This window comes from Pseudoalteromonas sp. MER144-MNA-CIBAN-0113, from assembly GCF_040308965.1.
GTDB classification, from domain to species: Bacteria; Pseudomonadota; Gammaproteobacteria; order Enterobacterales; family Alteromonadaceae; genus Pseudoalteromonas; species Pseudoalteromonas tetraodonis.
Window position 1 is genome coordinate 74,460 of sequence record NZ_JBEOOG010000005.1, and the last position, 11,645, is coordinate 86,104.

Below are 11,645 nucleotides of genomic sequence, written 5' to 3' on the forward strand. Positions count from 1 at the left end.
TATGTTGCTCATACACTCAGTGAACACTGTTTATTAGCCCTTTTTTATTATGGAGAGACTATGACTCACCCTATTATTCGCGACCTTGAAAGCCGCCATACTGCTAAACGTTACGACGCGACAAAGCGCATTTCTCAAGACGATTTAACGGTATTGTATGATGCTATGCGTCTTTCTCCTTCGTCAATTAATTCGCAGCCTTGGAAATTTGTAGTGATTGAATCAGACGCTGCAAAAGAGCGTATGCACACTACCTTTGCTAATAAGTTTCAATTTAATCAGCCACACATTAAAGCGGCGTCGCACATTATTTTATTTGCTCATAATCCGCAATATACTCGTGAAGATTACGGACACGTAATTGATGCCGATATAAAGAATGGCAGAACTCAAAAAGAAAACCGCGAGCAAGCTTTTGGCGCCTTTGCGTTTGTTGATTTAAATACCGATGAGCAAGGTAATAATGCCGCGTGGACCAAAGCACAAACCTACATTGCTTTAGGCAATACTATGCATGCAGCAGCACGCTTAGGGATTGATACCACGCCGATGGAAGGCGTTGATGCACAGCTGATTGGTGAAGAGTTTGCAAGCGAATTAGACGGCTACATCTGTGATGTGGCACTTGCGCTGGGTTACCATGATGCAGAAGAAGACTACAATGCTAAGCTGCCAAAATCACGTTTAAGCAAAGAACAAGTAATTCAGGTTTTATAAGTCAAAGCTGCTCACTTTAAATTGTTAGTGAGTAGCTCACTTTATTAGGCTAGTTTTGTGACCACAGACGCACTAATAACTTTGCCTTGATCAACATCTGCGGTAACAGTGCATAAAGCTCCATTGATTAAATTTAAATTAGGAGGGATGTGACCAATATCGGCATCAATGATCACCGGAAATAAACACCCGCCAAAAGCGGCATTTAAGCCTTGGCGATAATCAAACCCCGGATCTTGCCCCTGTAAGGTTACATGGCGGCCAATAATCACCCCGTTTATATCATCAAACATACCGGCTAATTTGAGTGACAATAAAAACCGTGCAACCGTCGCAGGCGTGAGCTCTGCGCTTTCTAAATAAAGCACAATACCTTGCGAGGCATTATGCTTTTTAAACTCATGCAGTGCTAAAAAAGGCGAATCAAGCAACAGCCCAACCGTATCAAGACATCCACCAAACAATCGCCCTGACATTTCGATACTGCGTTTATCAGTGTAATTTAAACATTGCCACTGGGTTGGCGCGCTGTGATCAAATAATACGTTTGGGTTTTGTGCATAATCAGGCTTGCTATGTTGATGGTAAGTCGAGGGTGCTTGCTCAAACTCACTATTAGCCTCATAGCTTAGACTTTCAAAAATTTGTAAACAATACGGATCTTTTTCATCGGGGTGTAACTGAATTAAATTGGCGCTATGCAGTGTTGCCCAATTACATTTTGCTGTCAGTGCACAGGCAATCGTGCTGACATCTGAATAACCCACCAACCATTTAGGTTTGGCATTTTTAATTGCGCCAAAATCAAGTAACGGCAATATTTCCATTGCCAGCTCTCCGCCCATTGGCGGCATAATCGCATCTATTTTATCATCTAATAAAAAGTCCATTAATTGCTTGGCATGCTGCTTAGCAGTAAGTTGAGTTCGCGGCTCGTTTTGACGTAAAAACTCCCCTTCAACAACCTCATAACCTCGATGTTTTAAGCCATTAATGACGATGTCTAACCGTGGGTGATATTTTGATTTGATCCCCGCTGATAAAGAACACACGGCGATTTTAGAACCCACCTTTAAAGGTGCTGGATACAGTATATTTGCCATATTATTTCCTTATTGAAGAATAGGTTACTACCATAACAACATAGTCTACATTTACAAACAATGAATAATAATTGACCGGTATCTAAACCAAATATAAAAACCAAGCATAAAAAAACCAGTGCTTATTGCTAAGCACTGGTTTTTATAAAACGTTAAAGTGAGTTAACTAATTAAATATACTCAACCTCAATGATTTCGTACTCTACATCGCCTTTTGGCGTTTTGATAATCACAGCGTCATCCGCTTGTTTACCAATTAAGCCGCGAGCAATTGGTGAATTAACAGAGATTAAATTACTTTTAATATCTGCTTCATCATCGCCAACAATCTGATATTTAACTTCAGCGTCGGTTTCAACATTAACGATGGTTACCGTAGTACCAAAAATCACTTTACCTGTATTAGGCATCTTTGTTACGTCAATCATCTGCATGTTTGAAAGTTTTGCTTCAATTTCTTGAATACGGCCTTCACAAAAACCCTGTTGCTCACGCGCAGCGTGATACTCAGCATTTTCTTTTAAGTCACCGTGTTCACGTGCATCAGCAATATCAGATACAATTTTTGGACGGGTAACAGTTTTTAATTCGTTAAGTTCATCGCGCAATAATTTTGCGCCACGAACTGTCATTGGAATTGATTGCATACTTTTCTCACTTAATCCCAAGGCCGTGGTTACGGCCTTGGCACATTTCCTTAGTTCAATCGCAGGTGTAGTTCTTGAACAGACGTCACTTTACTGCGGTCATCTGCTTGGTTAGCAGTACAGTTAGCAAATGCCGCATTCAATGTCGTAGTATAATTGGTTTTGTGCTGCAATGCACCACGACGTAACACCTTCGAATCTTCAATCGCTTGGCGACCTTCGGTGGTATTAACGATATAGCTATACTCGCCATTTTTGATTCTATCAAGAATATGCGGGCGGCCTTCAAATACTTTATTTACACGGCGAACCGTAATTCCAGCATCTTCAAGTGCAGCAGCTGTCCCACCTGTTGCGTCTAGCTCAAAACCAAGGTCTGTCATAGTTTTTGCTAGTTCTACAATACGTGGCTTATCGCTATTACGTACAGATAGTAACGCGCGACCACCACGTGGTAAAGTGTTGCTTGCACCTAATTGTGCTTTTGCAAACGCTTCGGCGAAAGTATCACCAACACCCATTACTTCACCCGTTGAGCGCATTTCAGGTCCACGGATAGGATCCACACCTTGGAACTTAGCAAATGGCAATACCACTTCTTTTACGCTGTAGTAAGGTGGAATCACTTCTTTAGTAATGCCTTGGCTTGCTAAAGATTGACCCGCCATACAACGCGCCGCTACTTTTGCAAGTGCTACACCCGTTGCTTTAGATACAAATGGAACTGTACGTGCTGCACGTGGGTTTACTTCGATTAGATACACTTTGCCATCTTTAACCGCAAACTGCGTATTCATCAAACCAACTACGCCAAGTTCAAGTGCCATATCAGTTACTTGCTTACGCATCACATCTTGCACTTCTTGCGTTAGCGAGTGAGCTGGTAATGAACATGCTGAGTCACCAGAGTGAACGCCTGCTTGTTCAATATGCTCCATGATGCCGCCAATAATCACTTGTTCGCCGTCGCAAATTGCGTCAACGTCAACTTCTATCGCGTTATCTAAGAAACGGTCAAGTAACACGGGCGCTTCATTTGATGCAGATACGGCTTCGGTCATGTAACGACGTAAGTCTTGCTCATCGTATACAATTTCCATCGCACGACCACCTAATACGTACGAAGGACGTACTACCAGTGGGAAACCAATTTCAACTGATTTAAGTAGTGCTTCTTCAGTAGAGGTAACCGTCGCATTTTCTGGTTGCAGTAAGTCTAAACGCTCAACAAGTTGTTGGAAACGCTCACGGTCTTCTGCACGGTCAATGGCATCTGGTGAAGTACCAATGACTGGCACGCCGTTAGCTTCAAGCTCACGCGCAAGTTTAAGTGGCGTTTGACCACCGTACTGCACGATAACGCCTTTTGGCTTTTCAACACGTACAATTTCAAGCACGTCTTCTAGGGTAATTGGTTCGAAGTATAAACGGTCTGACGTATCGTAATCGGTCGATACCGTTTCAGGGTTACAGTTAACCATAATAGTTTCGTAACCGTCTTCACGAAGTGCAAGCGCAGCATGAACACAACAGTAATCAAATTCAATACCTTGGCCGATACGGTTAGGACCGCCACCAATCACCATGATTTTATCACGTTCAGATGGATTAGCTTCACACTCTTCATCGTATGATGAGTACATATAAGCCGTGTCTGAACTAAATTCTGCGGCGCACGTATCAACGCGTTTGTACACAGGTACAATATTGAGTTGATGGCGCTTTTTACGAATTTCAGCTTCTGATACACCGGCAATTTCTGCAATACGCGGATCTGCAAACCCTTTGCGTTTAAGTTTACGCAAGAAGTCTGCATTTAAGCCAGCCATACCGACTTCTGAAATTTTAGCTTCATCTTTTAGGATGTCTTCAATTTGTACTAAGTACCAAGGGTCAATCTTAGTCAGTTCGAACACATCTTCAACGCTCATTCCATGGCGCATCGCATCGGCAATGTACCAAATACGCTCTGCACCTGGCTCACGTAATTCACGAATGATTTTTTCTTTTGCTTTAGGGTCATCAAGTGCCACAATTGGGTTAAAGCCCGTTGCGCCTACTTCTAAACCACGTAATGCTTTTTGCAATGACTCTTGTTGGTTACGACCAATCGCCATTACTTCGCCCACTGATTTCATTTGCGTTGTTAAACGGTCGTTTGCACCGGCAAATTTTTCAAAATTAAAGCGAGGAATTTTTGTTACAACGTAATCGATTGACGGTTCAAACGATGCTGGGGTTTTACCACCAGTGATATCGTTTTGAAGCTCATCTAACGTGTAGCCTACCGCTAACTTAGCGGCGATTTTAGCAATTGGGAAACCGGTTGCTTTAGAGGCCAGTGCCGATGAACGTGATACACGTGGGTTCATTTCAATGATAACCATACGGCCATCAACGGGATTTACACCAAATTGTACGTTTGAACCGCCGGTTTCAACACCAATTTCACGCAATACGGCCATAGAGGCATTACGCATGATTTGGTATTCTTTGTCGGTTAATGTTTGTGCTGGAGCCACAGTGATTGAGTCACCTGTGTGCACACCCATTGGGTCAAAGTTTTCAATAGAACAGACGATAATACAGTTGTCTTTTTTGTCACGAACAACTTCCATTTCGTATTCTTTCCAACCAATTAACGACTCATCTATTAATAACTCACTGGTTGGTGAAAGGTCTAAACCGCGCTCACAGATTTCTTCAAACTCTTCCATGTTGTAAGCCACACCGCCGCCGGTGCCGCCCATTGTGAAAGAAGGACGAATAATACACGGTAAGCCGATACGGGTCATGGTATCGCGCGCTTCATCCATTGAATGGGCAATTTCAGCACGTGGACATTCTAGGCCGATGTTACGCATAGCAACATCAAAGCGCTCACGGTTTTCTGCTTTATCGATTGCATCGGCTGTTGCGCCAATAAGCTCAACGCCATGCTTAGCCAATACACCATGCTTGTCTAAATCAAGCGCACAGTTTAATGCTGTTTGGCCACCCATTGTAGGCAGGACAGCATCTGGCTTTTCTTTTTCAATGATTTTTTCTACCACTTCCCAGTGAATTGGTTCGATGTATGTTGCATCGGCCATTTCTGGATCAGTCATGATAGTTGCAGGGTTTGAGTTAACTAATATAACTCGATAGCCTTCTTCTCTTAGTGCTTTACACGCTTGAGCACCAGAGTAGTCAAATTCACAAGCTTGACCAATTACAATTGGGCCTGCGCCTAAGATAAGAATGCTTTTTATGTCGGTACGTTTTGGCATTATTACTCCGGTTAAATTAGTGGTTACGCGCTTGCATCAAATCGATGAAGTGGTCAAATAATGGGGCTGCATCGTGCGGACCAGGACTCGCTTCTGGGTGACCTTGGAAGCTAAATGCTGGTTTATCTGTACGGTGAATACCTTGCAATGTGCCGTCAAATAACGATTTATGCGTTGCACGTAGGTTATCTGGTAATGTGGCTTCATCTGCAGCAAAACCATGGTTTTGTGCGGTGATCATTACGACATCGCGCTCAAGATCTTTAACTGGGTGGTTACCACCATGGTGGCCAAACTTCATTTTTACTGTTTTAGCACCTGAGGCAAGCGCTAATAGTTGATGCCCTAAACAAATACCAAAAATTGGCGTATCGGTTTCTAAAAAGGTTTTAATTGCATCAATGGCATAAGTACATGGCTCAGGATCGCCAGGGCCATTTGATAAGAAAATACCATCAGGGTTTAAGGCTAGTACGTCAGCGGCAGAGGTTTGTGCGGGTACAACCGTTAGTTTACAACCACGATCTACAAGCATACGTAAAATATTACGTTTAACACCGAAGTCGTAGGCAACAACATGAAACTTTTCATCGTCAGCGTGTAAGGTTTTAAACCCTTCGCCTAATGTCCAGCTTGATTCGCGCCACTCAAAATTTTCCTTGGTTGAGACAACTTTTGCTAAATCCATGCCTTTTAAGCCTGGGAAGGCTTGCGCAGCTTCAAGCGCTTTTTTCTCGTCTAGTTCGTCACCAGCAACAATACAGCCATTTTGTGCGCCTTTATCACGCAAAATACGGGTTAGTTTTCTGGTGTCGATGTCCGCAATACCTAAAATATTACGTTCTTTTAAGTAATCATCTAACGATTGCTCGTTACGAAAATTACTCGCTAGCAGTGGCAAATCACGGATCACTAGGCCTTTAGCCCAAATGTGACTCGCTTCTTCGTCTTCGCTGTTGGTACCCGTATTACCGATATGTGGGTACGTCAAAGTTACGATTTGTTCCGCGTACGATGGATCAGTCAAAATTTCTTGATAACCAGTCATAGACGTATTGAATACTACTTCACCGACTGACATGCCGTCAGCGCCGATTGCAGTACCGCGAAACACTGTGCCGTCTTCTAGGACTAACAGAGCGGATTTAGTCAAGTTAAACCTCCTAACAGTAAAAAACGGGAGTAAGCAAATTGCTTAACACCCCGCCAATACCCAAATAATTGGTCAAAACCTGATTTCTGTGAGCTTAAATTGTTTTACGCAGTCTTAAATGATGCCGATGTAAACCACTAAACCTTCATTCATTTTTCTTGCCTAAAACTCTTTTCATTCCCACACAAACCCCGGTTTTGCTAACCATATGAGTATAATTGGAAACACGCATTTAGTAATTTTTGGCAAATTGGCTGCATTCTACATGAAGTTGGCTTTTAGGTCTAACGCTAATTAGTAAATTGTAATAAATAAGTGGTTATAGCAAAAAACCACCCCAAAGCGTTAAAAAAGGAACTTAACTACTTTAAATCTAGCACATCTTGCATATCATAAAGTCCTGCAGGTTTATTTTTCAACCACTGCGCAGCTCTTATAGCACCTAGCGCGAAGGTCATTCGCGAACTTGCTTTATGGGTTAATTCAAGTCTTTCGCCCATTGTAGCGAAGTAGGCCGTGTGTTCACCTACTATATCACCGCCCCTTAGCACCGAATAACCAATTTCATTTTGTGATTTGGCCTGCTCTATGTTGTTGCGATCATAAACGGCAACCTCATCATGATCCCACCCTTTTGCCTGAGCAATCGACTCGCCAATGGCAAGTGCAGTGCCCGATGGCGCATCAATTTTATGACGATGATGTGCTTCAAAAATTTCTATATCTAAATCATCGCCTAGTTTTGTCGCTGCCGTTTGCACTAAGTTAAGCAGTAAATTTACGCCCACGCTATAATTACGCGCAAATACAATCGGAATATGTTTAGCGGCATCCGTTAATAGCGCCATATCGTCATGAGTTAAGCCGGTGGTGCCAATTACCATAGGTGTTTTTTGCTCAACGGCTGTTTTTAAATGATTTCTCATGCCTTCAGGCAAAGTAAAGTCTATAAGCACATCTACATTTTCAACCTGCTGTTCACTGCTAAACTTAATCTCTTTTGCCGCTGCGCTATTAAGCTGATTAACGGGCAGGTCTAATAACGGTGACTGACTGCGCACATAGGCCGCCGCTAATTGTGAATTTTTATTGATTGTTGCTGCTTCTACAAGTGCCAGGCCCATACGGCCATTCGCACCAAACACACCTACTCGATTCATCTTTTTACAACCTATGTATTTTTTAGTTAGCTAGATTTTATCTAAAACTCATGTAATAGTCAGGAAAGCTTATAAAAAAGCTTCGATTATTTTAGGGTCTGTTGACCTTTGCGGATTAAAATTTGTTTAAACTAGGAGCGGTTTAATCGTGGCGCGAGGTTTGTAACCTAGTGGGCTAAGTAAAAACCGAGCAACAAAGAGTAAATCGTCCCTAGGCAGAACCCTTCGGGCAGCGCCTGTTTGGCATTGATGCTGCGTTATCGCCTATTTATGGGGAACAACCACACCACATAGGCTCTGCCTTGCCTAAATACCAAACAGACTGCTGCAAATTTAACCTTGAAAGATCAACAGACCCTCATAATATTAACAGATAGTCTTTGCATTTAGCCATCTATACATTTAAACTTCCTTTTTTGCGCCGATTTGGTCTTTGGCTTGCGGGCGCTGTTGAGTTACTTATCTGGTTAGATAGTAAAACAAACAACTAAATTCAGCTAAAAGAGGGATGCTTTGGCTGTTTAATATATCAATCGGTTTCGATTGCTATGAATAATTAACGAGGATTATGATGCAGCCATCATTTGATAAAAATAAAGCAAGATTTTCTTTGCTCCCCCTACTCACCTTTGTTGCTATTTTTTTAGGCTCAGGCTTATATTTGCAATCTCAAGGGGTTGATTATGCATTTTATCAACTCCCAGCACCGGTCGCTATTTTACCCGCGATTGTTTTAGCCTTTATTTTAAATAAAACCAGTATCAACCAAAGCGTAGAGACCTTTATTAAAGGTGTGGGTAATAACAATATTATTACCATGTGCCTTATTTACTTACTAGCGGGTGCTTTTTCGGCGGTTGCAGGTGCAACCGGCGGTGTGGATGCGGTTGTTAATGCTGGTCTTTCACTTATACCTCCTTCATTATTACTGCCTGGTTTGTTTTTAATAGCGGCGGTTATTTCTACTGCGATGGGTACGTCAATGGGAACTATCGGTGCTATTGGCCCAATTGCCTATGCAGTATCTATTAAAACAGGAATTGATCCAGCTTTAATGGCCGGTACCATTGTATCTGGTGCTATGTTTGGTGATAACTTATCAATAATTTCTGACACCACGATTGCTGCTACGCGTACGCAAGGCTGTGAAATGAAAGATAAGTTTAAAGAAAACCTTAAAATTGCTGTTCCGGCCGCCATACTCACTATTGCATTGCTATTATTTTTAACGCCTGCAGCACAAGTAGTTGATACCAAAGACTACGATATTTTATTAGTACTTCCTTATGCCTTTATTTTAGTCCTGGCGGTAATGGGCTTTAATGTGTTTGTCGTGCTGTTAAGCGGTATTGTGTTTGCCGCATTAATGGGCTTTACCGGCAGCTATGAAGGTGCAAGCTTTGTAAAAGATATTTACAAAGGCTTTAGCGACATGCAGGAAATATTTTTACTGTCTATGTTTATTGGTGGCCTCTCTGAGTTTATTCGTATTAATGGCGGCCTCGACTATATCGCTCAAAAAATTCAAGCTATTACTAAAGTCATTGCCAAATGGCACCGTAAAGTAGCCGATCAGTTAGGGATCGCGGCATTAGTTGTCACCAGTAATATGTGTATTGCCAATAATACCGTGTCTATTATTGTGACAGGCCCTATTGCTAAAAAACTGGCTGATGATGGCGAAATTAGTGGTAAACGCTCTGCCAGTTTATTAGATATTTTTGCCTGTGTAACCCAAGGGTCTTTGCCTTATGGCGCGCAAGCATTATTACTCGGTGCTACATTTAAAATTAGCCCGTGGGATGTTTCAACCTCATCTTACTACTGCTTTATTTTAGCCTTTACTGCTATTGCTGTTATTTGTTTGCGCCGCAATAAAGCATAATCTCCTTTTTTACAGTGTATTAGCTGTGTGCTAATACACTGTTTATCACAATAAATAATTAACAAATTAACCGTGTTTGCTATAATGTGATATTCAGCGTGTCACATAAAATATGGTTATGAAAATTAAAAACTTACTTCCTCTCGTTGCACTAAGTGCGTGTGCCTTAAGTTCAACAGCTACCGCTGCTAATTGGAGCAATACGGCGCTTCATATTAACAACGGCAACCACAAAAACCCATTTACTGAACAAAAATCTAATACCACGGTGTACTCAATTGAGCATGCTTCTGGACATGATTATGGCGATAACTTTTTCTTTATTGATTACAGTACCGACAGCAACGATGATGGCTTTCAAGATCAAGACTTTTACTTTGAAGGTTACTCTACACTTAGCTTATCTGCGGTAATGGACGAAAAAGTAGCGTCAGGGGCGCTTGTTGATGTTGGCCTAACCATGGGTATTAATGCTGCAGGCGATGCCAAAGTGGTTAAATATTTACCAGGCGTAAAATTAAGCTGGGATGTGCCTGGTTTTAATTTCTTTTCAACCCTTATCAGTGCATACATTGATGATAGCGAAGGCGTTGCAAAAGGCGGTGCACCCATTGAAACTAACAGCTGGATGTTTGATGTAGCCTTTGATTACCCGTTCATGATTGGCTCGCAAAAGTTTAACGTAAAAGGCCATGCAGAGTACATTGCTGAACGCAAAGATGAGTTTGGTAACGATGTGCGTGCTTGGTTTTTAGCCCAACCTATTATTGTATGGGATATGGGACATGCGCTAGAAATGAAAGAAAATACCTTACTGTTAGGTATGGAATGGCAATACTGGCACAATAAATTTGGTACTGATGTTAGCGAATCAGTACCGCAAATTCATTTAGAATGGACCTTTTAAAGAACAAAGTAAATTAAGAAGTGCGAACCATTTCGCACTTTTTTAAGTTCAAAAATATATGTTTTATCCAAGTATTAACCTACCGACAATTAACTGAGAAGTAGTCGTCCCCGCTCATTACTTCTAACTCAGGAAAGTGTGTTATCAGACTATCATAGCTTTTTTTAGATTGGATTTTGAGTGCAAATGCAGCTCGAAGGTGTTGCGGTTCAATGTGAGCTCCATTGCGAGTAAAAAAGTCTATAAATGCTTTATTTTTCTTATTTTCATAGGTCATTGGATCACCGGAATGGATAGAAAACTCTGAATAATTTTGGATAAAGAAATAAAGAGGATCCAATTCATTCTTATTATCATAAGCAACGCCACCCAGCCTAGTGTTTAATATAGCGAAGGGTTCAAAAACGCCTTTAGCTGCAAAACTATTCAATAAACTCTGCGCATCTTTTAACTGCTCGAAATTTAATGAATTAAGCCACAATGTTAACCCTTTTAATCCTGCCAACCCTCCTAATAATTCCGAATGACTACTCAACGGTTTTAAACCCACATTACTTAGTCTAGCTATAATTTCTTGCTCATTTAAGCTAGTTGCTTGCAGGTAATCTCGAGCAAAAATAACTGCTAAAATAGATTTTGCTTCAGGTAACAAAACAGGTAAATCTAAGTTTTCTAAATCGAGTTCCTCCAACGAGGAGCTTTGATCAGCCATTGCTTGATTAATTATCGGAGTTTTTCAAGGTAGTTGTCCGATTTTCCCGTTTTATGCTGCTGCCTGAGCCTGCACGATTTCCCGCTCCGGAT

Annotated in this window: 9 protein-coding genes; 3 read left to right on the forward strand and 6 right to left on the reverse strand. The window is 41.6% G+C overall.

Going from position 1 to position 11,645, the window contains the following annotated elements:
• Positions 1-60: 60 nt before the first annotated feature.
• Positions 61-717 carry a nitroreductase family protein gene (locus AAEY57_RS02555; RefSeq protein WP_008109298.1) on the forward strand — a complete coding sequence of 219 codons (657 nt, stop codon included), beginning with the start codon at positions 61-63 and terminating at the stop codon, positions 715-717.
• A 44-nt stretch (positions 718-761) separates the two neighbouring features.
• On the opposite strand, the gene AAEY57_RS02560 is transcribed toward AAEY57_RS02555, so the two are convergent.
• The 5 genes from AAEY57_RS02560 to dapB form a co-directional block, all read right to left on the reverse strand.
• A complete protein-coding gene (locus tag AAEY57_RS02560; protein ID WP_013465157.1) occupies positions 762-1,820 on the reverse strand; it encodes a S66 family peptidase in 1,059 nt (352 codons plus the stop codon).
• Between the two features lie 170 nt (positions 1,821-1,990).
• Positions 1,991-2,467 carry a transcription elongation factor GreA gene (gene greA / locus AAEY57_RS02565; protein WP_010388635.1) on the reverse strand — a complete coding sequence of 159 codons (477 nt, stop codon included), beginning with the start codon at positions 2,465-2,467 and terminating at the stop codon, positions 1,991-1,993.
• Between the two features lie 50 nt (positions 2,468-2,517).
• Positions 2,518-5,736 carry a carbamoyl-phosphate synthase large subunit gene (carB, locus tag AAEY57_RS02570; protein ID WP_350606156.1) on the reverse strand — a complete coding sequence of 1,073 codons (3,219 nt, stop codon included), beginning with the start codon at positions 5,734-5,736 and terminating at the stop codon, positions 2,518-2,520.
• Positions 5,737-5,752: 16 nt separating this feature from the next.
• Positions 5,753-6,889, reverse strand: a complete 1,137-nt coding sequence (gene carA / locus AAEY57_RS02575) for a glutamine-hydrolyzing carbamoyl-phosphate synthase small subunit (RefSeq protein ID WP_016900401.1) — start codon at positions 6,887-6,889, stop codon at positions 5,753-5,755.
• A 362-nt stretch (positions 6,890-7,251) separates the two neighbouring features.
• Entirely contained in the window at positions 7,252-8,049 is a 798-nt protein-coding gene (gene dapB / locus AAEY57_RS02580) for a 4-hydroxy-tetrahydrodipicolinate reductase (protein ID WP_008463955.1), read from the reverse strand.
• A 571-nt stretch (positions 8,050-8,620) separates the two neighbouring features.
• Here dapB and AAEY57_RS02585 point away from each other — a divergent pair.
• A complete protein-coding gene (locus tag AAEY57_RS02585) occupies positions 8,621-9,934 on the forward strand; it encodes a Na+/H+ antiporter NhaC family protein (RefSeq protein ID WP_008113129.1) in 1,314 nt (437 codons plus the stop codon).
• A 118-nt stretch (positions 9,935-10,052) separates the two neighbouring features.
• Positions 10,053-10,841 (forward strand): nucleoside-binding outer membrane protein, encoded by a 789-nt coding sequence (locus AAEY57_RS02590; protein WP_036932644.1) that lies wholly within the window; start codon positions 10,053-10,055, stop codon positions 10,839-10,841.
• 79 nt (positions 10,842-10,920) lie between these two features.
• On the opposite strand, the gene AAEY57_RS02595 is transcribed toward AAEY57_RS02590, so the two are convergent.
• Positions 10,921-11,553: a hypothetical protein gene (locus tag AAEY57_RS02595; RefSeq protein ID WP_350606158.1), complete on the reverse strand. Its 633-nt coding sequence runs from the start codon at positions 11,551-11,553 to the stop codon at positions 10,921-10,923.
• Positions 11,554-11,645 lie beyond the last annotated feature (92 nt).